Annotated in this window: 25 protein-coding genes; 15 read left to right on the top strand and 10 right to left on the bottom strand. The window is 65.6% G+C overall.

Features of this window, described 5'->3' with window-relative positions; all coding sequences use genetic code 11:
• Positions 1-147: 147 nt before the first annotated feature.
• From LPA46_RS13340 to LPA46_RS13320, 5 genes are read left to right on the top strand one after another with little or no spacing between them, the layout of a single operon-like run.
• On the top strand, positions 148-975 hold the full coding sequence (locus LPA46_RS13340) for a COX15/CtaA family protein (protein WP_230889483.1): 828 nt from the start codon (positions 148-150) through the stop codon (positions 973-975).
• A gap of 57 nt (positions 976-1,032) precedes the next feature.
• Complete coding sequence (locus LPA46_RS13335) at positions 1,033-1,884, top strand: transporter substrate-binding domain-containing protein (RefSeq protein ID WP_230889482.1); 852 nt, start codon at positions 1,033-1,035, stop codon at positions 1,882-1,884.
• Positions 1,885-1,889: 5 nt separating this feature from the next.
• Positions 1,890-2,576 carry an amino acid ABC transporter permease gene (locus tag LPA46_RS13330; RefSeq protein WP_230889481.1) on the top strand — a complete coding sequence of 229 codons (687 nt, stop codon included), beginning with the start codon at positions 1,890-1,892 and terminating at the stop codon, positions 2,574-2,576.
• Positions 2,576-3,322: an amino acid ABC transporter ATP-binding protein gene (locus LPA46_RS13325; protein WP_230892895.1), complete on the top strand. Its 747-nt coding sequence runs from the start codon at positions 2,576-2,578 to the stop codon at positions 3,320-3,322. Before LPA46_RS13330 ends, LPA46_RS13325 begins: the two co-directional genes overlap by 1 nt.
• The gene (locus LPA46_RS13320; protein ID WP_230892894.1) at positions 3,319-4,263 is read left to right on the top strand and encodes an amino acid ABC transporter permease; all 945 of its coding nucleotides are present in this window, start codon (positions 3,319-3,321) and stop codon (positions 4,261-4,263) included. The genes LPA46_RS13325 and LPA46_RS13320 overlap by 4 nt, the downstream gene beginning before the upstream one ends.
• On the opposite strand, the gene LPA46_RS13315 is transcribed toward LPA46_RS13320, so the two are convergent.
• Positions 4,264-5,694: a replication factor C large subunit gene (locus tag LPA46_RS13315; RefSeq protein ID WP_230892893.1), complete on the bottom strand. Its 1,431-nt coding sequence runs from the start codon at positions 5,692-5,694 to the stop codon at positions 4,264-4,266.
• A 279-nt stretch (positions 5,695-5,973) separates the two neighbouring features.
• Here LPA46_RS13315 and LPA46_RS13310 point away from each other — a divergent pair, with 279 nt between their 5' ends.
• The 3 genes from LPA46_RS13310 (at position 5,974) to LPA46_RS13300 (ending at position 9,019) form a co-directional block, all read left to right on the top strand.
• Entirely contained in the window at positions 5,974-6,657 is a 684-nt protein-coding gene (locus tag LPA46_RS13310; protein WP_230892892.1) for a potassium channel family protein, read from the top strand.
• 1 nt (position 6,658) lies between these two features.
• Positions 6,659-8,353 carry a potassium transporter TrkG gene (locus tag LPA46_RS13305; protein ID WP_230892891.1) on the top strand — a complete coding sequence of 565 codons (1,695 nt, stop codon included), beginning with the start codon at positions 6,659-6,661 and terminating at the stop codon, positions 8,351-8,353.
• Positions 8,354-8,443: 90 nt separating this feature from the next.
• On the top strand, positions 8,444-9,019 hold the full coding sequence (locus LPA46_RS13300) for a transporter (protein WP_230892890.1): 576 nt from the start codon (positions 8,444-8,446) through the stop codon (positions 9,017-9,019).
• On the opposite strand, the gene LPA46_RS13295 is transcribed toward LPA46_RS13300, so the two are convergent.
• Positions 9,016-9,498: a GNAT family N-acetyltransferase gene (locus LPA46_RS13295; protein ID WP_230892889.1), complete on the bottom strand. Its 483-nt coding sequence runs from the start codon at positions 9,496-9,498 to the stop codon at positions 9,016-9,018. The genes LPA46_RS13300 and LPA46_RS13295 overlap by 4 nt on opposite strands.
• 24 nt (positions 9,499-9,522) lie before the next feature.
• Complete coding sequence (locus LPA46_RS13290) at positions 9,523-10,155, bottom strand: metal-dependent hydrolase (RefSeq protein ID WP_230892888.1); 633 nt, start codon at positions 10,153-10,155, stop codon at positions 9,523-9,525.
• A 97-nt stretch (positions 10,156-10,252) separates the two neighbouring features.
• Here LPA46_RS13290 and LPA46_RS13285 point away from each other — a divergent pair, with 97 nt between their 5' ends.
• Positions 10,253-10,960, top strand: a complete 708-nt coding sequence (locus LPA46_RS13285) for a helix-turn-helix domain-containing protein (RefSeq protein WP_230889169.1) — start codon at positions 10,253-10,255, stop codon at positions 10,958-10,960.
• A gap of 29 nt (positions 10,961-10,989) precedes the next feature.
• Here the strand turns inward: LPA46_RS13285 and hmgB are convergent, their stop codons facing one another.
• The 5 genes from hmgB to LPA46_RS13260 all read right to left on the bottom strand — a co-directional run bounded on the left by hmgB (position 10,990) and on the right by LPA46_RS13260 (position 16,001).
• Complete coding sequence (hmgB, locus tag LPA46_RS13280; RefSeq protein ID WP_230892887.1) at positions 10,990-12,327, bottom strand: hydroxymethylglutaryl-CoA synthase; 1,338 nt, start codon at positions 12,325-12,327, stop codon at positions 10,990-10,992.
• Positions 12,328-12,417: 90 nt separating this feature from the next.
• Complete coding sequence (locus LPA46_RS13275; RefSeq protein WP_230892886.1) at positions 12,418-13,896, bottom strand: hypothetical protein; 1,479 nt, start codon at positions 13,894-13,896, stop codon at positions 12,418-12,420.
• Between the two features lie 90 nt (positions 13,897-13,986).
• Positions 13,987-14,565 (bottom strand): DUF2150 family protein, encoded by a 579-nt coding sequence (locus LPA46_RS13270; protein WP_230892885.1) that lies wholly within the window; start codon positions 14,563-14,565, stop codon positions 13,987-13,989.
• Between the two features lie 101 nt (positions 14,566-14,666).
• Positions 14,667-15,512: a TatD family hydrolase gene (locus tag LPA46_RS13265; RefSeq protein ID WP_230892884.1), complete on the bottom strand. Its 846-nt coding sequence runs from the start codon at positions 15,510-15,512 to the stop codon at positions 14,667-14,669.
• 39 nt (positions 15,513-15,551) lie between these two features.
• Entirely contained in the window at positions 15,552-16,001 is a 450-nt protein-coding gene (locus LPA46_RS13260; RefSeq protein ID WP_230892883.1) for an NYN domain-containing protein, read from the bottom strand.
• A gap of 104 nt (positions 16,002-16,105) precedes the next feature.
• On the opposite strand from LPA46_RS13260, the gene gcvT reads away from it, so the two are divergent.
• From gcvT to LPA46_RS13230, 6 genes are all read left to right on the top strand, one after another.
• Positions 16,106-17,200 (top strand): glycine cleavage system aminomethyltransferase GcvT, encoded by a 1,095-nt coding sequence (gene gcvT, locus LPA46_RS13255; RefSeq protein ID WP_230892882.1) that lies wholly within the window; start codon positions 16,106-16,108, stop codon positions 17,198-17,200.
• Positions 17,197-17,571, top strand: a complete 375-nt coding sequence (gene gcvH / locus LPA46_RS13250; RefSeq protein ID WP_230892881.1) for a glycine cleavage system protein GcvH — start codon at positions 17,197-17,199, stop codon at positions 17,569-17,571. Before gcvT ends, gcvH begins: the two co-directional genes overlap by 4 nt.
• Positions 17,572-17,827: 256 nt before the next feature.
• Entirely contained in the window at positions 17,828-18,106 is a 279-nt protein-coding gene (locus LPA46_RS13245; RefSeq protein ID WP_230892880.1) for a hypothetical protein, read from the top strand.
• Positions 18,107-18,295: 189 nt separating this feature from the next.
• Complete coding sequence (gcvPA, locus tag LPA46_RS13240) at positions 18,296-19,630, top strand: aminomethyl-transferring glycine dehydrogenase subunit GcvPA (RefSeq protein WP_230892879.1); 1,335 nt, start codon at positions 18,296-18,298, stop codon at positions 19,628-19,630.
• Entirely contained in the window at positions 19,630-21,051 is a 1,422-nt protein-coding gene (gcvPB, locus tag LPA46_RS13235; protein ID WP_230892878.1) for an aminomethyl-transferring glycine dehydrogenase subunit GcvPB, read from the top strand. The genes gcvPA and gcvPB overlap by 1 nt, the downstream gene beginning before the upstream one ends.
• A 64-nt stretch (positions 21,052-21,115) precedes the next feature.
• Positions 21,116-21,541: a CopG family ribbon-helix-helix protein gene (locus LPA46_RS13230; RefSeq protein WP_230889157.1), complete on the top strand. Its 426-nt coding sequence runs from the start codon at positions 21,116-21,118 to the stop codon at positions 21,539-21,541.
• On the opposite strand, the gene LPA46_RS13225 is transcribed toward LPA46_RS13230, so the two are convergent.
• Both LPA46_RS13225 and LPA46_RS13220 read right to left on the bottom strand, forming a co-directional pair.
• Complete coding sequence (locus LPA46_RS13225) at positions 21,538-21,801, bottom strand: ArsR family transcriptional regulator (RefSeq protein ID WP_230892877.1); 264 nt, start codon at positions 21,799-21,801, stop codon at positions 21,538-21,540. The genes LPA46_RS13230 and LPA46_RS13225 overlap by 4 nt on opposite strands.
• Positions 21,802-21,906: 105 nt before the next feature.
• The gene (locus LPA46_RS13220; protein WP_230892876.1) at positions 21,907-22,965 is read right to left on the bottom strand and encodes a tyrosine-type recombinase/integrase; all 1,059 of its coding nucleotides are present in this window, start codon (positions 22,963-22,965) and stop codon (positions 21,907-21,909) included.
• Position 22,966: the final 1 nt, after the last annotated feature.

Below are 22,966 nucleotides of genomic sequence, written 5' to 3'. Positions count from 1 at the left end.
CGCGACTCTCGCTGGTCGCCGCTTGTCGTACTAGGCTCTCTTGTCGATCGCTGCGCTCCCCGTTCGCATTCACCTGGAGTCCTCGCGGTCGGCCGTGCCCACGCCCAATACGACACGCCTACGTACGCTCGTCCAAAAATCCGAGGTATGGACCGCCGCTCCTACCAGCTCGCGGCCGTGACGAGTGTGTTGACGTTCGCGCTCATCCTCGTCGGCGAGTATACCGCCGTCTCCGGGTCAGGTGCAACCTGTGGGCTGCAGTGGCCCACCTGTAACGGCCAACTCCTCCCGCTGGGCCTCCGGATTCATGACTTCATCGAGCAGTTCCACCGCGGATTCGCGATGGTTGTCGGTTTCTTCATCCTCGGTACCGGCGCCGTCGCGTGGCGTAACTTCGACCAGCGCGACGTCAAAATCGGCGGCGTGCTTGCCGTTGTCCTGCTGCCGATTCAGGTGATTCTCGGCGGCACAACTGTGACGTTCAGCGGTCTCATTCCGTGGGGGTACATGCCCATCACACAAGCCGTCCACCACCTCGCCGCGCTCGCTATCTTCGGGACGCTCGTCTACACAACACTCAGAATGCGTGAACTCGTTGGTATCGGGCTCGGGAGCATTCGCACTGCTTCGCTGGCTGGACTTGCGGTGATTCCGGTGGCGCTGGTGTTCTCCCGGAACACCGTCTTTGCGGTGTACGGGACGCGCGTCCAACTAATTCACCACGCGCTTGAACTGCTCGTGTTCACTGCCGCGCTCGCCGCGCTCGTGTGGGCGCACCGCCGTGACAACCGCCGTGCCGTGCAAGCGATGGTGGCTACGATTGCCGTTGTCACCGTCCAGATTCTCATCGGGACTGGCGTCGTGCATTTCTCTGCTGCGGTTCAACTTACGTACTACGCGCTCACCGCCGTTGTCGTCGCGCTGTTCATTCTTGCTGCACGTTCCACTGAGACGAGCACGACTGCCCCCCTGTAGCGTGGACGTCGGTCAGGTTCGGTTGTATTTAAGTCCCTCCCCGTGCATCGATTTTGTATGTCTGAATTCAACCGGCGTACGTTCCTGAAGAGTGTAGGCGGTACCGGCGTTGCACTGACCGTTGCTGGCTGCACTGGCGGCGACGGAGACGGCTCGACCACCGCTGGGACGACCGCCAGCGGTGACGGCACGACCACCGACACCACGACGGCCAACGAAGTCACGACCATCACGCCTGGGACCGCCTCCGGCTTCCCGCCGTTCGAATTCGTCAACGACTCCGGCGACCTCGTTGGCTTCGACGTCGACCTGCTGTCGGCGGTCGTCGAGCAGACCGATAACTACGAACTCGGAAGCTGGGAGGACCTTGAGTTCAACCAGCTTATCGTTGCGCTCGACAACGGCAACATCGACGTCGCCGCCGCCGCGATGACGATCAACGACGAACGCGACCAGACCATCGACTTCAGCAATCCCTACTACGACGCCAACCAGGCAGTCCTCGTTCGTGAGGGCGGTAGCTTCCGGCCCGGGAGCAAGGACGACCTCGCTGACCGCCCCATTGGCGCGCAATCTGGTACGACCGGCCAGGACCAGATGGACTCGCTCGTCGAGAACGGCACCATCAGCAGTTCGCAGGCAAACACCTACGGGAATTACGTGCTCGCCGTTCAGGACCTCGCCAACGGCAACATCGACGCCGTGATCGTCGACACGCCGGTCGCAGAGACGTTCGTCGCGAACCGCAACGTCGTCATCTCGTTCACCATCGAGACCGGTGAACAGTACGGATTCGGTGTTCGCGAGAATGCCAGCGACCTGCAGAGCGCCCTCAACGAGGGGCTGCAGGCCGTGCGGGACAACGGCACGTACGCGGACCTCACCGAAGAGTGGTTCGCTAGCGAATAACTGCGATGGACCCGACGTCCCTCGTGCTGCAGACCGGGCTCGGCGACTGGGAATTCGTCTGGCGCCAGCGGCAGTTCTTCGTCAATGGGACGATACTCGCTGTCAAACTGACGTTCTTCAGCATGGTGCTGGGGTTTGCGCTCGGGCTGCCCGCGGGCGTCGTTGAGGCGTACGGCGGCAAGTACTCGAAGGGCGTTGTGCGGCCGCTTGGCGTCGTCGTCCGCGGTACGCCTATCCTCGTCATCATCTCGCTGACGTACTTTGCGGGCGGTATTTCACCAGCATTTACCGCCGCGACTATCGCGCTCGGTGTACGGTCGGCGGCCTACCAGAGCCAAATCTTCCGTGGCGCCATCGAGAGCGTCGAGAGCGGGCAAATGGAGGCTGCACGTGCGGTCGGCCTCTCGAAGCTGGGCGCCATCCGCCACGTCGTGTTGCCGCAGGCGCTACGTCGCTCTGTGCCCGGGTTCCAGAATGAGTTCACTATCGTTCTCAAGGACACCAGCATCGCGTACGCCATCGGCGTCGCAGAGCTGTTGAAGCGCAGTTACGACCTCTTCTCCATCCAGACGACTGCTGCCCTCGAAGTGTTCTTGGCGGCGTCGCTAATCTACTTTGTGTTGACGTTCACCGTCAACCGCGGTATCGAGCAGCTCCATGACTACGTCGCGATTCCCGGAGGTAACCACTGATGACAGACCCACTACTCGACGTCGACGACGTCTACCAGAGTTACGGTGAGGAAAGCGTCCTCGAAGGGATTTCCTTCGAGATGGAGCGACAGGACGTCAAGGTGCTTGTTGGCCCTTCCGGCTCCGGGAAGTCCACGATGCTCCGCTGTATCAACCGCCTCACCGACATCGACGACGGCGACATCCGCCTCGAGGGTAACTCCATTTTCGAGATGGACGCCAACGATCTCCGCCGACAGGTCGGAATGGTGTTCCAGGACTTCAACCTGTTCGCGCACCTCACCGCCCTCGAGAACGTCACGCTCGGTCTCAAGCGCGTGCTTGATATGGGCGAGCGGAAGGCCGTCGAGAAAGCCGCGTGGCAACTCGAACAGGTTGGCCTCCGCGAGCAAGCGAACTCCTATCCTGCCGAACTGTCGGGCGGCCAGAAGCAACGCGTCGGCATTGCTCGCGCGCTCGCGATGGACCCCAAGCTAATGCTGTTCGACGAGCCGACATCTGCGCTTGACCCCGAACTTATCGGGGAGGTGTTGTCCGTGATGCGTGAACTCGCCGAGGAGGGTATGACGATGCTCGTGGTCACCCACGAGATGGGGTTCGCGAAGCAGGCTGCGACTGACGTGTTGTTCCTCGATGAGGGCAAACTCGTCGAACAAGGCCCGCCCGAACAGATCTTTGAGAACCCCGAACACGACCGCACTGCGGCGTTCCTCAGCCGCCTCACCCAACTCCACGGCGGCCAATGAGCCGGAGTACGCAGCGGCTCGTCCGGGACGGAATCCTCGCCACCTTCTGGATATGGTTCTCTGCGCGCTTGCTCAACGACTGGTTCGGCGGCGTGTTCGTCCCCGCCGGCCAGCCGTTCTTCGACCCGCAACCGGTCGCAGACGCCGCCTCCGTCATCGGCGACACCGCGGCTAGTCTGGGAATCGTCGGCGTGCCGGTCGGCTGGGTTGCAAGCGCGCTCGATTCCATTTCGTTTGCGATGACGTACCTCCCCGATCTCGCCGCTGGCGCGTGGCTCACCGTTGTGCTCACGACGCTGGGCATCGTGTTCGGGATTGTGCTCGCGGTGCCGCTGGCCGCCGCCCGCGTGTACGGCCGCATTACCCGCTGGATATCGCTTGGGTTCATCGAACTCATTCGCGGGACGCCACTGCTCGCGCAGCTGTTCGTGCTGTACTACGCACTCCCACTCTCCGGGTGGATCAATGCCATCCCCTTCGTCGGCAGCGGCATCGTCCCCGCGCAAGCGGTATGGGTCGCCATCATCGGGTTCACCATTAACAGTGCCGCCTACCAGGCCGAGTACATCCGTGGGTCTATCGAGGGCGTCGACCCTGGCCAGCTAACGGCTGCACGCGCAATCGGCCTCTCCCAACTGCAGGGCATTCGCTACGTCGTGTTGCCGCAGGCGCTCCGGTTCGCGATTCCATCGTGGACCAACGAACTTGTCTACCTCGTGAAGTACTCCTCGCTGGCGTCGTTCATCACGGTGGCCGAACTCTACCACGCCGCCGAGAGTGCCGCCTACGACAACTATCGCTTCCTCGACTTGTTCCTGCTGGCAGCCGTCGTCTACGTCCTGCTCGTGCTGTCGGCGACCACTACAATGGAGTGGGTTCGCAAGCGCGTCGCGATTCCGGGCGTTGGCGGCTCCGCAGGTGGGCGCACCTCAACGGAGTAGTCAGAAGAAGTCATCCAAACCCGCCTGATCGTCGTCGCTCTCCTCCTCGCCGGATTTGTCTTCATACTCTTCGTCCTCGGTGGCTTCCTCGCTAGATTCGTCTGCTTCGTCGAAGCTTGCTTCACCCTCGAAGGCGCCGCCGGAGTGCTCGACGGCGCGCTCTGAGCGCAGCTGTTCGGCGTCCTCGACGATGGACTGGACCTTGTTCGTCGTCTCTCCGGACCCTGTGACGAACGAGACGTGTTCGGCGTCAAGGTCGTACGCTGCCGTCATTGCCACGGTCAACTCTCGGTTCGTGCAGTGGTGGGTCATCGTCGCGAGGAACGGCACGATTTTGCGGCGCGCCGTCGACATGCTGCAGCCGCTGACCTCCGCGACCTTGCGCGCGACGTAGTCGCGCTTGTTCCGGGTCGCCCGCGAGGACCCGAGTTTCCGCCAGTACGACGGCGGCCCGTAGCGCGTCCACCCGCCGTGGTCGTGCTGGCGCGACGCCGCGACGCCCGCCGCGATGTTGTCGGTGGCGTACCGCCAGTACGAGTAGTTCTGCGTCGCACGCACGCGCCCGAGCCAGACGTCCGCGTTCGAGAGGAACTCGTAGGCGTCAGCGAGTTCGTCCCCGTAGTAGTCCTTGGGCACGTTGTCCTCGACCCAATTAATGAGGTCGTCGGGCGTCTCGTCGACGTCGTAGGCGGCTTCCAGCGCGTCCTGCGCGCCGAGGTGTTTGATGAGGTCGTCGAGGAAGTCGAAGACGCCCTCTGTGCGGTCGCGCTCGCCCATCACCACGTCGTCCGTGGTAAGTGTCTCCCCGGTCTCCGCGAGCGCCTGTAGGTCGTTGACTGCCGACCGCAGGTCCCCGGAGTTCTGCTCGGCGATGGCTTCCAGGGCCTCCTCGTCGTAGTCGATGCCCTCGCGCCGGCAGATGTCCCGGAGCACGGGGACGATGGAGCGCTTGGAGACGTCCCGGAATTCGATGTCCTGACACGCGTTCCGCAGGCTGTTGCTCATGTCGTAGTACTCGTTGGCGATGAGCACGATGGGCTGCGTGGACTCCTTCACGAGGTCCGTGATGGCCGCGGAGCCGCCGCGGTCGACGTTCCCGTGGAGGTTGTCCGCCTCGTCCATCACGACGAGTTTGCGGCCCCCCGTCCCGCCTGCCAGCGTCCCGGACTTCGCGGCCTCGCCGGCGACCCGCTCGACGACCGAGGCGGTGCGCTGGTCCGAGGCGTTCAACTCCACGACGTCCCAGCCCTCGTCGGCCGCCAGCGCGTGCGCTGCCGACGTCTTCCCGACGCCTGGACTCCCGTAGAGGATGACGGCCTCCCGGTGGTCCTCCCACGTGTCCGCCCACTCCTGGAGCGCGTCGCGGGCCTTGTTGTTCCCGCGGACCTCCGACAGCGACGACGGGCGGTACTTCTCCGTCCAGTCGGTCATTACCGGAAGAAGGCGCGAGCCGCGTTTAGTGGTTGCGGAGAGCGTGGCCGAGCACCGCGAGGCCACGTTATCGTGAGCGGTGACCGTAGGGAACCGCGAGCCGCGCGACCGAACGCTACCGTCTCCGTGACGTGTAGCACGCAATCAGGACACGACCCTCGGAGAATTCTCCCGCCCTTGAATCGACCTAGAGAGCGCTTAGACGTTGTATAGGGGTGTATTTCGGCGTTTCGGGCAGAGCGATAGCCTTTCAGTCGTCGGCCCTGAAGCGTGTCGCTAATGTACATCGTCATCGTCGGCGCAGGTGACATCGGCGACCCCCTCACCGAGATTGCCACGAAGGGTGGCAACGAGGTCGTGGTCATCGAGCGCGACGAGGAGCGCGCGGAGCGGGCGTCGCAGCGATACGACTGCCTGGTCATCAACGACGACGCGACGTCGAAGGAGACGCTGGAGGACGCCGGCGCGGACCGCGCGGACGCGCTGATTTCGACGACCGACCAGGACGCCACGAACGTGATGGTGTGTCTGCTCGCGCAGGAACTAGAGGTCCCGGACGTCGTCTCGGTCGTCCACAACCCCGAGCACATGAACCTGTTCCGGCAGATTGGCGTAAACACGATGCAGAACCCCCAGCGCCTCATCGCGGAGTACCTCTATCGGGCGGTCAAGCGGCCGTCCATCGTCGACTTCATGCGCATCGGCGAGGAGGCCGAGGTGTTCGAGATTACGGTCGAACGGGACGCCCCGATTACGGGGAAGACACTGCGGGAGGCCGACGAGGAGGGGCTGCTCGAAGGCGAGTTGCTCGTCGTCGCCATCGAGCGCGACGGCGAGGGCGAACCGATAACGCCTCGCGGGAACACCCGCGTCGAGGCTGGCGACCTCCTCACGGTCTACTCCAGCAAGGGCGCGACGCCCGAGGTGACCGACGTCTTCGGCCACACGGAAGACCGCTCGTAGCATGACTCGACAGAACGGCGACCTGCTCCCGACGGACCTGCAAATCATCGCACGCGACGTCGGGTCGCTGGTGTTGATGGAGGCGGGCCTGATGGTGATTACGTCGCTCGTCGCGCTCGGGTTCCGGGAATTCCACGCCGCGCTCGCCATCTTCCTCGCGGCGGGCGTGACGGCCGCCATCGGCGGGGCGACGAACCGCGCGTTCGCGGACGCGCCGGACCCGAAGATGAAACACGGGATGGTCATCGCCGCCGGCGGGTGGCTGATGGTCGCGGCGTTCGGCGCACTCCCGTTCTTCCTGACGGCGTGGCTGACGCCGCCGGCCGCCATGGCGGCGTTCGTCCCGGCGGCCACGGACACGAGCACGTGGGAGCCCATCGGTGTCGCCGGCACGACGACGCTGTCCAGTCTCGCGTACTTCCGAGACCCCCTGCACGCGTTCTTCGAGAGTATGAGCGGGTGGACGGGCAGCGGGCTGACGATGGCGATTCACGAGCCGTCGCTCCCGCGAGCGTTGCAGTGGTGGCGGTCGTTCATCCAGTGGGTCGGCGGTGTCGGCGTCATCGTCCTCACCGTCTCGATTCTCTCTCGGCCCGGCAGCGGGAGTTACGCGCTCTACCAGAGCGAGGCTCGCGAGGAGAAGATTCACCCGAGCGTCGTCTCCACCGTCCGTACGGTCTGGAAACTCGTCGTCGGCTACACGGTGCTATCGTTCGTCCTGCTGTTCGGCGCGATTCGCTACAGCGACAGCGAGTACGTCCAGTCGCTGGAACTCTGGGAGGTCGCGTGGCAGGCGCTCAACCACGCGATGACCGGGCTCACGACGGGCGGGTTCTCCGTCACCGACAACTCGATTGCGACCTACAACTCGCCGCTCGTCGAGACCGCGCTCCTCCCGATTATGATTATTGGGGCCATCGCGTTCCCGGTCCACTACGTCGTGCTCCGGGACCGGAAGGTCAGCGAACTCCTCACGGACCTCCAGACCCGCTGGCTGTTCGCCCTGCTGGCGCTCGGGATCGCCGTCCTCTCCGCGCAGAACGTGCTGTCCGTCTCATCCACCACTGGAGCGTTCGCGACACAGTCGTTCCTCCCGTTCGCCGTGCCGTCGCTCGACGCGGCGCAACTGGACGCCATCCGCGACTCGACGTTCCAGTGGGTGAGCGCGCTGAGCTGCACCGGGTTCCAGTCCGCACCCATCGGCCGCTGGCTGGCCGGCGCGAAAGTGATGGTCGTCGGCGCGATGGTCGTCGGCGGCGCTGCCGGGTCGACCGTCGGCGGCATTAAAATCATCCGCGCGTACACGATTGCCCGCGGCATCATCTGGCAGTTCTCCCGCGTGTTCCTGCCGAAGAACGCCGTCGTCACCGCGCGCATCGGCGACCGGACGCTCGACCGCGAGTCGATGGAGCGCGAGTTCAGCGAGGCGGCCATCGTCTCGCTGCTGTGGCTCCTCGTGCTCGCCGCCACCAGCATCGTCCTCGTGAACCTCGCCGGCCCCGAGTTCGGGTACGCCGACGCGCTCTTCGAGGTCGCTAGCGCACAGGGCAACGTCGGGCTCTCCTCGGGCATCACGGGCCCGACGATGTCGCCGCTCGCGGAAGCGATGTTCACGCTCAACATGTGGGTCGGCCGCCTCGAAATCATCCCCGTGCTCGTGTTCGTCCGCGCCGGGCTCTCGGGCCTGAACCCGTAACCGGACGTCGTCGCGTCGCCGCGCCGCTCGGAGATTCGGCCTGGTTCAGTCGCCACAAAGCCTTTTCACTCCACAGCGAGCATCACAACCATGTCCGAACGAGTCCCCAGCAACTCCCGTAGCACCGACCTCGGCATCGGTGCCGCCGCCGGTGCCGTCGCGTACGTGCTCGGCTACCTCCTCACGTACCTCTGGCAGGGGTCGTCCGTCCAGGAGCAACTCGAAGGCTACAACGCTATCGTGGAACTTCTCGGCGGCGACCCGATTCCGACGTGGAAAGCCGTCGGCTGGCTGTTCTACAACGCCCATGGCGTCTCGTTCACCGTCCCGTCGCTGGGCAGCGGGCAGGCCACCCGGAACCTCATCGCGGACGGGAGCGCGCCGATGCTGCTGTACCTCGTGCCCGCGGTCGTCGTCGTGCTCGCCGGCTTCGTGCTCGCACGCCGCGCGAACGCCGCCGACGCGTCCGGGGGCGCACAAATCGGCGCTCGCGTCGTGCTCGGCTACGTCGTGCTCGCAATTGCTGGCCTGTTCGTCTTCGAGTACGCCGCGGGGGGGAGCGCGATTCACCCCGAGTACGCGCTCGGCGTGCTGCTCGCTGGCGTCGTCTACCCCGCAGTCTTCGGCGGCATCGGCGGCGCGCTCGGTGCCGTCACGTCGACCTAGAGGTCTCGGGCGACCATCTCGCCCCAGTGCTCGAAGCCGTACCGCTCGTAGAACGCCTTCGCGCGCTCGTTCTGCCGGTCAACGTCTAACACCATACGGTCCAGCGGTAGCGACTGCTCGCGCGCGACGCTGAGCGCGGCCTCCATCAGGTCGTCCGCGACGCTCGTGCCGCGGAAATCGGGGGCGACGTAAATCTCGTTGAGCACGGCGGCGTCCCAGACGAACGCCATCGATTCGGGGAGCACGAAGACGTAGCCCGCGAGTCCGTCCTCGCGCTCGGCGACCTGCACGCAACGCTCGTTCTCGGTGACACAGCGGTCGACCCAGCCGAGCCAGTCGCTCCGGTACGCTTCGTCGAGTTTCGCCTCGTAGGCTGCCTGCTTGGACTCGTCTCCCGTCCTCTCGCCGAGTCCCGTCTCGAAGCCACGCTTTAATTCCCAGAGGTCGTCGCTGTCCGCGTCCATGTACGGCCTGACCATACCTCGGCTTGGACTGTCGCGGCGTTAGCGTTTGGCTTCTCGGAACCGCCCGACGACGCTCGCCACGGCGGTGAGCACGACGACCAACTGGAGGCCCGAGGCGACGACGGGGAACACGCGCTCGGCGTTCGCGGGGTCGCTGCCGCGTTCGAGGTCGACGCCCGTGTAGTAGTGCGTGTTCTCGGTCGTCCCGCCGACCGTACCGCCGCCTCCGGGCTCGTCGCCGAAGTCGACGAACGTCTGGACGACGCCCTCCGTGCTGGAGAGTTCCAGCGAGCCCGCGAACGTGTAGAAGCGGTCGTGCAGCGGGTAGAGGAGGTTCACGCCGTTGGTCATTAAGTCTGGGAGGATGCCGCCGAACAGGAGCGCAACGACACCCACGACCGCGACGTGCGGGCCGTCGCGGCCGAACTTCGCGTGGAGCCACGACTCCGCGCGGCGCGTGTCCCAGACGACCAGCACACCGAGGACGGCGGGCAACAGCGCCGTGTGGAGGAGCGCGCGGTGACCGCCGGCGATCCAGACGCCGAGGAAGGTGTCGACGTCCGGGAGCGCGGCGACCGCGCAGACCACGGCGAGCGTCTTCGCGTCGAACTCCCGGAGCAGCGCCGTCGCCACCAGCGCACCGAACGCCACGTGGACGACCGTCGAAGGCATACGTGTGTCACTGTCTCACGTGAGAATGGGTCTTTCTCTTCGGCACGTGTCGAAGTTCTCCGGCAGACTTTTTGCCGGCGACACCCGAATTTCGGCCATGACTGACGACCCGCGCGCGGACCTCGCCGAGCGCATCGCCGGCGACATCACGCTTAGCGACGACCCTGGCGCCACACTCCGGAAGTGGCGCACGGACTTCGACGTCTCCCAGACCGCCCTCGCCGAGGAGCTCGACGTTTCGTCGTCTGTCGTCTCTGACTACGAGAGCGGCCGCCGCTCCAGCCCTGGCATCGCGCTCGTCACGCGCGTCGTCGAGGCGCTGCTGGACATCGACGAGCGCCGCGGCGGCGACCACATCCGCCAGTACGGCCGCGTGCTCTCCGCAGGCTTCGACAGCGACGTCGTCCTCGACCTCCAAGAGTATCCAACAGCGCTCCCCGCCGGCGAACTGTACGACGCCGTCGACGCCACCGAAGTCGTCGAGGGCGACCGCGACACCGTCACCGGCCACACCGTCATCGACTCCATCGAAGCCATCCGCCGACTGCGCGCCGACGAGTTCTACCGGCTCTACGGCCAGTCCACGAGCCGCGTGCTCTCCTTCACGAACGTCTCCCGCGGAGAGAGCCCGCTGGTCGCACTACGCGTCGTCAACCCCACGCCGAACGCCGTGCTCCTCCACGGCCTCTCCACAGACGACCTCTGGGAACACGCACCCGCGCTCGCACAACGCGATGGCTATTCGCTGGCAGTCACAGAAATGGATATCGAGGAGATGCTGGACGCACTCCGAGAACACGCCTGAAGCGAGCGCTCGTGCTTGAAGACCGCTAACTACTCGATGTAGGTGTATTGGCGCTCGTTCATTGGGCCCCAGCCGTCGAAGACGAATTCACTGTCAGGCTGCGTGAATGGCTCCAACTCGACGGATTTCTCGTGGTTGTGCCGGTCGTGAATCTGCTCGTACTCCGAGAACGAGAGGTCATAACGGCGCTCAACCTCCGCGTCGACGTTCAGTTCGGCGACCTCGTCCTCGAAGCCGGGCTGGACGGTCTCCTCGTGAATCTCGGCCTGCGCGCCGGAACCGTACGACGCCACGAGGAGCTTCTGACCGGCGAGGTCGCGGCCTTGCTCGACGGCGTGCTTGAGCGCGCTCACACGTGCGATGTGGACCGAGCCCGTGTACCAATTCCCGACCTGACTGGAGATGTCCAGCGTCGGGTCGATGGCCTCACCGTACCACTCGCGGTACGCGTCGGTCTCCTTGAGGTCGTCGACGTACTCCCGGATGGCGTCTTCGAACGCCTCGCGGGAGTCGAAGTCGTCGCGGCGCGGTTGCCGGCCGATGTCCTCGGCGAGTTCCTCCTCGACGTCCGTCCCGCGAATCATGTGCCGATAGCCCAGCACCGCGGCCTTCCGCACCATCCCGGGGAACGGCGTGTGGAACGGGATGAACGCGTAGTCGTCGGGGTGGGTGTCGCCCGCGGCGCGCTCGAAGTCCTCGAGGGCTTCGCGCATCCGTGCGAGGTACACCTGCACCGAGCGCTTGCCGTCCACGCTCGGGAACTGCTGGTTCGGCTTCAGGAAGTCCGTCTCGTCCGCGGAGCCGTACCCCTGCTCGGTGGAGAGTTTCACGAGGTCCGGGTCTTCAGTGATGTACATGGCGACCGCGCCAGCGCCCTGCGTCGCTTCGCCGGAGGAGTCCCGGGCGTACAGCGCGGTGTCGGTCGCGATGACGAGTGCGCCGCGCCCGCGGTTCCGCCCCGCGAGAATCCAATTCACCGCGTCGTCCAGCGACTGGGTGCCGGCGATGCACGCGAACTTTCGCTCGCCCTTGTTCGCGTGGTGGAAGTCCCCGTCATAGACCTGCTCAAGACACCCGGCGATGTACGTCGACACCGGCTTTGAGTTATCGAACGAGGACTCCGTCGCGACGTCGATACGGCCGACATCCTCGGGTTCGAGGCCCTTGCGATCCATCAGCCGGTGCGCGGCGTTCGCGCCCATCGTCACGATATCCTCGTAGGCGTCCGGGAACGACGACGAGAACAGCCCTAGTCCCTTCGTGTACTTCTCGGGGTCGTCGCCCTGCTCGGGCGCAAACGTCTCCGCGAGATCGAGTTTTAGCCGCCCCGTTCGCACTTCAATGGCGTCAATACCGACGCTAGTCATGCACTCGTCTACGCGAAACGGTCATATGGGTTTGTCGATGGTGTTGTTCGACACTTGTCGAACAAATGTGTGTGGGTGAACTATCTCGCTTCAGACGGCACTTCCTTCCTGTTCTGCACTAGCGGTGTTGCCCTGGTCATCGCCCACGATGACGACGACGTAGTACGGATCGTCTCCCTTCTCTTCGCCCTGTTCGGTGTCGGAAACAGTCACCGTCGTCTGACCGCCAGTATAACTGCTCGAGGTCACCTCGCCTGCGAGGTAGGACTTGCTCGAAGAGTCGTACAGACGCACAGAGTAGTTCGTGATATCGTTGTTCCGGTCACTTGCGGTGAATGTCACGTCTACGTCGTGCGTCCTGTCGTTTTCTTTGGAATCCTGCGAAGTCGAAATCGAATCAATAGTAACTGTTGGCGGGTCGCCACGCTCGACAGGGCCTTGGCCGGCCTTCTGGACTGTGACGTTTACACGCTCGTAGAGTTCACTACCGTTCAGAATCTGTAGAGTTGTATTTTGTTCACTGAATGCGTTCACCTCAAACGTCGCACGTCCGTTTGTGCCCGTAATTGCCGTGGTCTCGTAGAACGGATTCGAACCGTTCACGCTCACTTTTACCCCGCTCTCCGCGTTGTTGAACCGGTCGCGAGCTTCCACTGTCACGCGGTCGCCGCGATTCTCCACGAGCGTGAGATAGTGCGCTGGCGGATTCTCTGTGCCGCTCCCGACGCCGACGCGCGCGGTCTGGAGCGTGAACTGGTCGGTCCATTCTACTTGGACGACCACGCGGTCCTCGTCAGCCACATCGACGACGTCGATGACGCCGGGGTGACTGCCGAGGTCGGTCCGGTCCTCTAGCTGATTGGCCGACAGTCGCGTCGGTACGGAGACGTTCACTGGTTCACCGGTCTCGTTCGGCTGGACCTGCACGCGCTGGTAGGGTGCGCTCAGCGTCTCGGGGCTGACGGTCACCGAACTCGCGCGCGTCGTGCTCAGCGAGCCGTTGAGCGTGACGAGCGTGATGGTCCGCGTCTCGTTGTCCACGAGCAGCTGCTCGGTGAGCGGAATCGCGGTGCCGTTGTTCGTGTTCGGGTAGAAGTTCGAGAGTATCGACGTCTCGTAGAGGAGATTCGGCGCGTTGTCGTACTCGTGGTAATTCGGCTCGTATTCGAGATACTTCGTGGACGCCATCCAACTCCCGTTCAGGAAGTGTCTGGTCTCCTCGTTCGTCGCGTTAATATTCGACACGCGAATCGTGCTGTTCTCGTAACTTCCCGTCCGCAGCGTGCCCGTCGCTGGCGGCGGGTTCATCAGAAAGACCCGAGAGGGGTACTGGGTGCCGAGCGCGACCGAGACCGGCTGCGAGTTCCCAGTTGCAGCCGAACGGAGCAGTCCGTTCCGCACGTCCGTCATCTGATTCTGGACGGTCTGGCTGTGCTTGTACTCGATGTCGGCGTTCTGCGAGGGGACGACTGTCGCCTGGTAGAGCGAGAGCGCGATGATGAGCGTGGCGAAGAGCAACACGGCTCCGATCTGGACCGTGACAGCCCTGTTGTCGTCCCTGAAACGCACGGTTGTGTGGACTCGTGCGGGCAGCGGCATAAACGCGACGCCTACTGCGGCGTCGCCGACAGTAGCCTGCGGCAGGCTGGCTCGCGGTCGTCAGTCGTCGTCTTCGATGACTTCCGGGTCCGAGAGCGCGCTCTGGAGGCTGTCGAGGCCGTTGACCCACTCCGTGACGAGGCCGTACTCGACGTCGTCGAGGATGTCCATGTCGAGGTCGTCGCCGTCGATGACGCGCGTGCCGGCGCAGGCGCTCAGGCCGAGCGCGCGGTCGAGGTCCTCTTCCTGTTCGGCTTCGACGGCAGCCTGGACGTACCCGGTGACGTCAGTCTCGTCGGCGACGCCGTCGGCGATGTACTGCTCGGCGCTGTAGAACACGCAGACGAGGCTCGTCTGGACGCCGTCGACGAGCATGAGCTTGTCCTCGTCCTCGAAGTCGGGCTCGGAGAGCACGACCTCGCGGATGTCGGTGAGCTCTTCGAGGGCTTCCTCGTCGTCGATGGCGTCGTTGTCGTACGCCTTCAGGATTTTCGCGACCGCGATTGCGACGTCGTCCTGGAGGTTCAGGAGCAGGCGCGCGGAGTCCTCGTCCTCCGGGTCGATGTCCTCGTCGCGCAGCCGGTCGAGCCAGTTCTGCCAGCGTTCCTCGGAGTAGAACTCCTCCTCGGGGGCACTCATACTCCGTACGCCGGCCGCCCGAGACAAAGGCCTTTCCTTCAACGGAGCGGCGAGTCACGCGTCCGCACGGTCCGTGACAGCCCGAGTCCACCGCCTGCTCGTTACTCGTCGAGCGTGCCGCGGGTGTCGATGCCGTAGACGGCTTCGGGGGTCTCGACGTGCGCGAGCCGGACGGCGTCGTCGTGGCCCTGTTCTTGGAGCCAGCGTACGCGTCGCGGTACCGTCTTCGGCCCCATCACCGCACCCGGACGGTCGGCGTCGTCCACGAAGTCCGTCTCCATCAGGAACGGCTCGCCGACTTCGACGGCGGTCTCCAGGTACTCTTTGTCGCACATCACGCTCTTCGTGACGCCGTCGAGTTCGCCGCTCGCGTAGTGTTTCACGACGCGCTCGGGCGGCAGCCCCGCGGCCTCGGCCCACTCCGCGACGTCCGTGAGGTCCTCGGTCGATTCGGTGTGGAGTTGGAGCGCGACCCCGGTCTCGGCGGCGCGCGTGCAGGCGTGCCGGATGACCTCGTTCGATGCCTCCCAGACGGCGTCGCTAACGTCGTAGTGCGGACGGCCGGACTTCAACGCGACCGCGTGGCCGTCGCTCGCGTACTCTGCGGCGACGTCGATGCCCGCGCGCATCAGTTCACCCGCTTCTTCGGGCGCGAAGCCGCGGTCGTCCACGAGTCGCGAAATCAGGCCGGGGTGGACGCCGAGCACGGGCCACGCGCGCCCCGGCAGGACCTCGCTCGCTCGTTCGACGAGGTCGATGGTCTCCTCGAAGACGGGCCGGAAGTCCGCGCCCTCGTCGGCTTCGATGCCGTGGTGCCACGACGGCTTGTTCACGACGAGCAGGTGTGTTCCGCCGAGGTGAGCGAAGTCCTCGACGGCGTCGATGCCGCGGTTGTCCGCGTCGAGGTGGAGGTGGTTGTCCAGTACGGGCGTCCCGAGGTCGGTCATGGCCCGGGGTTGGCGCGTCGCCCTCGAAAATCTGTTCGTCTACTCGCCGAGCACGACCGCGTCGTCGGCGGCGTTCCGGAGCGCGTCCGACCGCCCGTGCTCGCCGGGCGCGATGGCGAGCGTACGGATGCCGCGACGTCCGGCGGTCTCCAACACGGGCTTGAAGTCCGTGTCGCGGGAGGCAACCGCGAGCACGTCCACGCCGCCCTCCACGACGAGTTCGGTCGCGTCCACCGCGAGTTTCACGTCCACGTCGCCGCTGGTCACGCGGACGTCGTAGCCACGTGCCTCTGCGGCCTGCATCAGTTCGGGCGTCGCGTGCTCGTCGACGTACAGCCGCGTCACGGCCAGTCGGCCCGCGGCTTCGGCCGTCTCTCGAACGTCGTCCAGGTCCACGTCGAACTCCTCGCGGAGGACGTTCGGCCCGTCCACGAACAGGGCGACGGCCGCGTCGCCGTCTCCGTCCAGCAGGCCGCTGAGTCGCTGCATACCCGCGTTCGGGGGCGGCCCGACAAGAGCGTGCCGGAAGCGAGCGGTCGTCCCGAACGCCCGGGATACGAAAATATTACTTGCCGGCCGCCGACGCCACGAGTATGGCTCTCCGAACGCCGCCGCTGTACGGTCGCCACGACGACCGCGGCGCGCAGTTCACGGAGTTCGGCGGGTGGGAGATGCCCGTCGAGTTCGACTCCATCCGGACCGAGCACGACGCCGTCCGGGAGTCGGCCGGCGTCTTCGACGTCTCCCACATGGGGGAAATCGAGGTCGGCGGTCCGGACGCCGAGCGGTTGATGCAGCGGCTCACGACCAACGACGTCGCCGCGCTCGACCCGGGTGACGCCCAGTATTCGGCGATTACGGACGACGAGGGCGTCATCCTCGACGACACCGTCGTCTACCGGCTCCCCGAGGGCGACGACGCCGAGTACCTGTTCGTGCCGAACGCCGGCCACGACGAGCAGATGTACGCGCGGTGGAGCGACTACCGCGACGACCACGACCTCACGGCGACCGTCGACAACGTCACCGGCGAGTACGGCATGGTCGCCGTGCAGGGCCCCGACGCACCGGAACTCGTCGCGGCGCGCGCCGACGACTCCGTGCTCGACCTCGGTCGCTTCGAAGCCGAGTACGCCGACATCGCGGGGGTCGAGTGCTGGGTCGCCAACACCGGCTACACGGGCGAGGACGGCTTCGAGGTCGTGTTCCCGGCGGACGGCGCGGGCGCGGTCTGGGACGCGTTCGCCAACGACTGCCAGCCCTGCGGGCTCGGCGCGCGTGACACGCTCCGGCTGGAGGTCGGGCTCCTCCTCTCCGGGCAGGACTTCCACCACGAGGAGAATCCGCGCACGCCCTACGAGGCCGGCATTGGCTTCGTCGTCGACCTCGATACCGACTTCGTCGGCCGCGACCGCCTCGCCGCCCAGAACGAGTCGGGCGTCGACGAGGAGTTCGTCGGCTTCGTTCTGGAGGAGCGCGGCGTCCCCCGGCACGGCTACGACATCCAGGCGGACGGCGACACTATCGGCGAGGTCACGAGCGGGACGATGAGCCCGACGCTCGACGAACCCATCGGCCTCGGCTACGTCGACACCGACTACGCCGACGACGGCACGAGCGTGGAGGTCGTCGTCCGCGGCACCGGCAAACGAGCAACCATCACCCCCACACCTTTCATCGACTCATGAGCTTCGACGTTCCCCAAGACCTGTACTATCTCGAATCGCACGAATGGATAGACCCCGACACCGGCCGTGTCGGCATCTCGGACTTCGCGCAGGACGAACTCGGCGACGTCGTCTTCGTCGAACTCCCCGCCGTCGGCGACGACCTCCAGCAGGAGGCCGAGCTCGGCGTCGTCGAATCCATCAAAGCCGTCTCGGACATCTACGCGCCCGTCTCCGGCGAAGTCACGGACGTCAACGACGCTCTCGAAGACCAGCCGGAACTCGTCAACGACGACCCCTTCGGTGACGGCTGGCTCGTCGAACTCGACTTCGACGAATCCGACCTCGACGAACTCCTGGACGCCGACGAGTACGCCGAGCAAATCGCCTGAAGCCACTTTTTCCAGCGCTCGCAGCCCTCCCGGCCGCTCGCTTGCAAAAACGTGGTGAAAAAGCACTCCTCGCTCCAGCGCGCCTCCGGCGCTTAGTCGCTCGTCGGCCCGCGCTCGCTCGCTGCGCTCACGGGTCGCTACGCTCCCCGTTCGCGCAGGCCGAGGCGCTCGTACCTCGCGCCTCGCGCCGCTCGGCTCGCGGATGCTGGCTGTTTCGTGCCGAACGTTCTTGAAGTGGTGGTGTGATTGTCCCCGAATGGCACCGACTGTCGACGACCTGCGGAACGAGATTCGAGAGTCCGTCGGGCGGTACACGCGCGTCGAGTCCACCGGATTCACGAAGGAGGCGCTGGCGGCCATCTGCGGGGCGCTGGGGTACGACGTCCAGAAGGGGAGTCTCCCGTCGAAGTCCGTGATGCGTGCGGAAATTCGGGCGCGCGTCGGGCTGGCCGACGAGGCGGACCCCGAGAGCGCCGGTGGTGCGTTCCGGAAGGCGGACCTCGAAGCCATCGCCGAGGCACTCCGCGAGGACTGACACTCGCAACGATTGCCACGATACCACCTCGTTCGTGACTATTTCGACGTTCGACACTGACTATCGTAGCACGTTCGCGCACACTTTTCCGGTCGGTGGTGTTCCGGAACCGGGGGTATCTTGGTTGTCCGCTCCGCAAGTCCCGCGTATGTCTGGATTCGATGGCGGTCCGTCGCCGGGAGGACGACCATGAGCGGGCGTGAGAGCGGGAGCCCGTACGCGCCACACACCGACGCCGAGACCGAAGCGATGCTGGACGCCGTCGGCGTGGCCGACGTTGAAGCGCTGTTCGATATCCCCGACTCGGTGCGCTTCGACGACGACTTCGGTATCGACGCCAAGTCCGAGCAGGAAGCCGTCGTCGAGACCAAGAAGCGCCTGCGGCGCAACGACGACCTGACGGAGTTCCTCGGGCGCGGCCACTACGAGCACTACGTGCCGTCGCTGGTCGACCACCTCGCCCAGCGCTCGGAGTTCCTGACGTCGTACACGCAGTACCAGCCCGAGGTCACGCAGGGGTTCCTGCAAGCGCTCTTCGAGTACCAGTCGATGCTCGTCGAACTCACGGGGCTGGGTGTGGCGAACTGCTCGATGTACGACGAAGCGACCGCGCTCGCGGAGGCCGCGCTGCTCGCCAAGCGCGTGCGCGCCGCTGACGGCGACCGCGTGCTCATCCCCGACTACGTCCGCGACGGCCATGTCAGCGTCCTCGAGAACTACACGAACGGCGCGGAGGTCGTCGTCGAACGCTACGGCACCGACGCCGGCAACGTCGACGTCGACGCGCTCGCCGACGCCATCGACGACGACGTCGTGATGGTGTTCGCCGAGAACCCTACGACGACCGGCGCAGTCGAGGAGCACCTGAACGAAATCGGCGACCTCGCCGACGACCACGACGCGCTGTTCTGCCTGGGCTCCGACCCGGTCGCGCTCTCGCTCCTCCAGCGCCCCGTCGACGTCGGCGCGGACGTCGTCGTCGGCGACGCCAGCGTCCTCGGCCTCCCCACGAGCTACGGGATGGGGCTGGGCGTGTTCGCGTGCCGGGAGGACTTCCTCCGGCAGGTCCCGGGGCGGCTCGTCGGCGCGAGCGAGGACGCAGACGACAATCGCGCGTACACGCTCACGCTCCAGACGCGCGAGCAGCACATCCGCAAGGAGCGCGCGACGTCGAACATCTGCACGAACCAGGCGTGGGTCGCGCTCCGTGCCGCCATCCACGCCGCGTCGCTGGGCTCCGAGGGGCTCGTGAATCTCGCCGAGCGCATGGTCGAACTCCCACGCGACCTCGCGGCGGACCTCGACGACATCACGGGCGTCCGCGCGCCCGTCCACGACCGCCACCACTTCCGGGAGTTCCTCGCGCACACCGACCAGCCCGCGCCCGCCATCGCCAGCGACCTCGAAGCCGACGGGTTCGCCGTCCACGCGGTCGGCGACCACCGGCTACAGGTCTGCGTCACGGACGCCAACGAGCACGCCGCCGACCGCCTCGTCGCCGCTGTCGAGGAGGTGACCCACTGATGGAGCACTACGACCAGGCCGCCTACCGGCAGGCCGACGACGACCAGTACGAGCCGCTGCTCGCCGAGAAAGACGAGACGACCACCGAGGTCGAGTCGTCCCTCCCCGACGAATTGACGCGGGACGAACTCGAACTGCCGAGCCTCGCCGAACCCGAGCTCGCGCGCCACTACGTTCGGCTCAGCCAGCAGAACTACGGCGTCGACTCCGGCCCGTACCCGCTGGGCTCGTGCACGATGAAGTACAACCCCCGCTTCACGGAGGACGTTGCCGCGCTCGACGCCGCGAGCGTCCACCCGGACCGTTCCGCGGAGAGCGTCCAGGGAACGCTCGAACTCCAGCACGACCTGCAGGACTACCTCGGGCGCATCGGCGGCATGGACGCCGTCACGCTCCAGCCGCCCGCGGGCGCTGCGGGCGAGTTCGCGGGTATCCTGCTCGCGGACGCCTACCACGAGGCCAACGACGAGGGCCACCGCGACGAAGTGCTCATCCCTGACTCCGCGCACGGTACGAACTTCGCCTCGGCCGCGCTGGGCGGCTACGACGTCGTCGAACTCCCGTCGGGCGACGACGGCCGCGTCGACCTCGACGCCCTCGACGCCGCGCTCGGCGAGAACACGGCCGCGTTGATGCTCACGAACCCGAACACGCTCGGGCTCTTCGAGCGCGACATCGAGCGAATCGCGGACATGGTCCACGACGCGGGCGGCCTGCTGTACTACGACGGCGCGAACCTCAACGCGCTGCTCGGCCGCGCGCGCCCCGGCGACATGGGCTTCGACATCATGCACTTCAACGTCCACAAGACGTTCGCCACCCCCCACGGCGGCGGCGGCCCGGGCGCAGGCCCGGTCGGCGTCACCGAGGACCTCGCGGAGTTCCTCCCCAAACCTCACGTCCGACAGACCGAGACCGGGAAGTACGAGCGCTACACGCCCGAGCACTCCGTCGGGAAGGTCCACGGCTTCTCGGGGAACTGGCTCGTCCTGATAAAGGCGTTCGCGTACATCGACCGCCTCGGCGACGACGGCCTCAGCGACGCCTCCGCGAAGGCCGTCCTGAACGCCAACTACCTCGCCGAACAGGTCGACTACGACGTTCCACTCGGCCCGTTCCACCACGAGTTCGTCGCGAGCGCGGGCGACCAGGACGCCGCCGACGTCGCCAAGCGCATGCTCGACTACGGCGTGCACCCTCCGACGACGAAGTGGCCCGAACTCGTAGACGAAGCGCTGATGACCGAACCCACGGAGGTCGAGACGAAGGACAACCTCGACGACCTCGCGGACGCGTTCAACGCCGTCGCCGCCGACGACACGGAGACGCTCGAGAACGCGCCGAACCAGACGACGGCCCGGCGCATCGACCAGACGAGCGCGGCCCGGAATCCCCGCCTCTCGTGGCACGACCTCGAATAACTCGGCGTCGCTGAGCGCGCGTAGTTAGCCAATCCTTATTACTCGAACCCGCCTCGGTTAATACATGACCGTCGTCAGCGTCTCGATGCCCGACGAACTCCTCGAACGACTCGACGAGTTCTCCGAGGACCACGGCTACACCGGCCGCAGCGAGGTCGTTCGGGAGGCCGCGCGCAACCTCCTCGGCGAGTTCGAGGACAAACAACTGGAAGACCGCCCGCTCATCGGCGTCGTCACTGTCCTGTTCAGTTACGAGAACTCCACCGTCGAGGAGCGCATGATGAACCTCCGCCACGAGTACGAGGGGCTCGTGACGAGCAACGTGCACAACCACGTCGGCGACCACTACTGCATGGAGCTGTTCATCCTCGAAGGCAAACTCGACGAAATCTCGGAGTTCGTCGGGCGCGTGCGCGCCACGAAGGACACGATTACGGTGGACTACTCGGTGATTCCCGTCGACGGCTTCACCCCGCTCTCGGAACGCTAGTCGACCACCCGCGGCTCGTAGATGCGTTTTCTCGCGTCCGGGATGTAGACGCGCTCCTGGACGAGGTCGGCCTCTTTCAAAAGCGAGAGCCCGTGGCGCGTCGTGCGCTTCGAGAGCCGCGTCCGGTCGCGCAACTCGGCCTGCGTGAGCGGCGAGTCGTACTCCAGAACCTTGAACACGAGTTTCGCGCTCGGCGGCAGGTCGGCTAAGCTGTCCCGGTCGGGCGTCGGTGCCTCGTTACCGTCGGCAAAAACGACCACTGGTCTCTGCCATACACGTCAGCCGACGACGGGCGGATAGTTAGGTGTTTGGCTCCTCCCAGAAACGGCCGGCGACCGACTGGTTTTGATATAGCGATATGCAGTTTACGAGTTCTGTCTCGGACGAGTGGTCAGGTGGTACACGGACTGGCTGTAGGGCCTGGCGACCAATTCCTGCCAGTTGTGGGTGTACCGGTCCATCACGTCGCCGACGTCGCCGCGCAGGTACTTCACGAGGTAGCCGTCCTCGGTCCGCTGGCGCATCTCCGTGGTGAAGAAGTGCCGGAAGTAGTGGGGCGTGACGTTCTCTTCGACGCCTGCACCCGTCGTGTACCACCCGTTCTCCCGTGCCAAGTCGGTGACGTACGCCCGCACCATCTCGCTCGTCAGCCGCTCGCCGTAGCTCTCTGAAACGTTCACGAACAGCGGCTCTGCCGACGAGGTTACGTCCGGACGAATTGCCAGCCACTCCACGAGCGCGCGCTCCACTTCGGCGTCGACGGGGATGCGCGTGTCGCGGTGGCGTTTGTTCCCCTCCGTTCGCTCCTCGCCGTTCACAGTGTCGCCGACGTCGATGTCACTGGTCACGAACAGCGTGTTCTCGCGGTCGCTGATGGCCGCTCGCGGTTGGCTGTCGTAGTACTCCGCTATCTCCCGATTTTCGAGATTGACGTCCCGCAAATCGAGGTTGCACAGCTCGCCGACGCGGATGCCGGTCTTCGCCAGCACCAGTACGATGGCGCGGTGGAGCGGATTGCGAATCGAGCCGACGAACTCCCGCATCTCTTCGACGGCGATGCGCCGTCGAGTCGGTGACGAGTCGCCGCGTTCGCTCATCTCCTCCATCACGACGACCATCGGATTCTCGTCGAATTTGCCCGTCTGTACCATGTACCCGTAGAAGCGGTTGACGTGGACGGCCTTCGTTCGAATCGACCCTGGTGCGTAGCCGTCCTCGCGCAGGGACTGAATCCACTGGAGGCAGTCCCCCCGAGTCGCGTCCTCGATTGGCGTGTCGTGGGCGGCGAGGAACGCACGGAGCTGCCGGAGTGTCGTCCGGTAGTCCCCGATGGTGCTGGTAGACCGGCCGTACAGCTCCATCTCGTCGAGGAACGTCTGCACGGGGGGGTGGTCGTAGTCGGTCGTGGTGTCGCGCTGTGCCACG

It is taken from the genome of Halobacterium sp. KA-6, from assembly GCF_021029015.1.
Classification (GTDB): Archaea; Halobacteriota; Halobacteria; order Halobacteriales; family Halobacteriaceae; genus Halobacterium.
This window is presented reverse-complemented; position numbering and strand designations above follow the sequence as displayed.

What these genes read in the sequence shown, in the direction of transcription:
- gcvT (WP_230892882.1), top strand. Translation starts at nt 16,106, where the DNA reads ATGGCTCTCCGAACGCCGCCGCTGTACGGTCGCCACGACGACCGCGGC.
- gcvPB (WP_230892878.1), top strand. Translation starts at nt 19,630, where the DNA reads ATGGAGCACTACGACCAGGCCGCCTACCGGCAGGCCGACGACGACCAG.
- LPA46_RS13310 (WP_230892892.1), top strand. Translation starts at nt 5,974, where the DNA reads ATGTACATCGTCATCGTCGGCGCAGGTGACATCGGCGACCCCCTCACC.
- LPA46_RS13300 (WP_230892890.1), top strand. Translation starts at nt 8,444, where the DNA reads ATGTCCGAACGAGTCCCCAGCAACTCCCGTAGCACCGACCTCGGCATC.
- LPA46_RS13290 (WP_230892888.1), bottom strand. Translation starts at nt 10,155, where the DNA reads ATGCCTTCGACGGTCGTCCACGTGGCGTTCGGTGCGCTGGTGGCGACG.
- LPA46_RS13305 (WP_230892891.1), top strand. Translation starts at nt 6,659, where the DNA reads ATGACTCGACAGAACGGCGACCTGCTCCCGACGGACCTGCAAATCATC.
- LPA46_RS13330 (WP_230889481.1), top strand. Translation starts at nt 1,890, where the DNA reads ATGGACCCGACGTCCCTCGTGCTGCAGACCGGGCTCGGCGACTGGGAA.
- gcvH (WP_230892881.1), top strand. Translation starts at nt 17,197, where the DNA reads ATGAGCTTCGACGTTCCCCAAGACCTGTACTATCTCGAATCGCACGAA.
- LPA46_RS13325 (WP_230892895.1), top strand. Translation starts at nt 2,576, where the DNA reads ATGACAGACCCACTACTCGACGTCGACGACGTCTACCAGAGTTACGGT.
- LPA46_RS13320 (WP_230892894.1), top strand. Translation starts at nt 3,319, where the DNA reads ATGAGCCGGAGTACGCAGCGGCTCGTCCGGGACGGAATCCTCGCCACC.
- LPA46_RS13340 (WP_230889483.1), top strand. Translation starts at nt 148, where the DNA reads ATGGACCGCCGCTCCTACCAGCTCGCGGCCGTGACGAGTGTGTTGACG.
- hmgB (WP_230892887.1), bottom strand. Translation starts at nt 12,327, where the DNA reads ATGACTAGCGTCGGTATTGACGCCATTGAAGTGCGAACGGGGCGGCTA.
- LPA46_RS13315 (WP_230892893.1), bottom strand. Translation starts at nt 5,694, where the DNA reads ATGACCGACTGGACGGAGAAGTACCGCCCGTCGTCGCTGTCGGAGGTC.
- LPA46_RS13265 (WP_230892884.1), bottom strand. Translation starts at nt 15,512, where the DNA reads ATGACCGACCTCGGGACGCCCGTACTGGACAACCACCTCCACCTCGAC.
- LPA46_RS13245 (WP_230892880.1), top strand. Translation starts at nt 17,828, where the DNA reads ATGGCACCGACTGTCGACGACCTGCGGAACGAGATTCGAGAGTCCGTC.
- LPA46_RS13335 (WP_230889482.1), top strand. Translation starts at nt 1,033, where the DNA reads ATGTCTGAATTCAACCGGCGTACGTTCCTGAAGAGTGTAGGCGGTACC.
- LPA46_RS13230 (WP_230889157.1), top strand. Translation starts at nt 21,116, where the DNA reads ATGACCGTCGTCAGCGTCTCGATGCCCGACGAACTCCTCGAACGACTC.
- gcvPA (WP_230892879.1), top strand. Translation starts at nt 18,296, where the DNA reads ATGAGCGGGCGTGAGAGCGGGAGCCCGTACGCGCCACACACCGACGCC.
- LPA46_RS13260 (WP_230892883.1), bottom strand. Translation starts at nt 16,001, where the DNA reads ATGCAGCGACTCAGCGGCCTGCTGGACGGAGACGGCGACGCGGCCGTC.
- LPA46_RS13270 (WP_230892885.1), bottom strand. Translation starts at nt 14,565, where the DNA reads ATGAGTGCCCCCGAGGAGGAGTTCTACTCCGAGGAACGCTGGCAGAAC.
- LPA46_RS13295 (WP_230892889.1), bottom strand. Translation starts at nt 9,498, where the DNA reads ATGGTCAGGCCGTACATGGACGCGGACAGCGACGACCTCTGGGAATTA.
- LPA46_RS13285 (WP_230889169.1), top strand. Translation starts at nt 10,253, where the DNA reads ATGACTGACGACCCGCGCGCGGACCTCGCCGAGCGCATCGCCGGCGAC.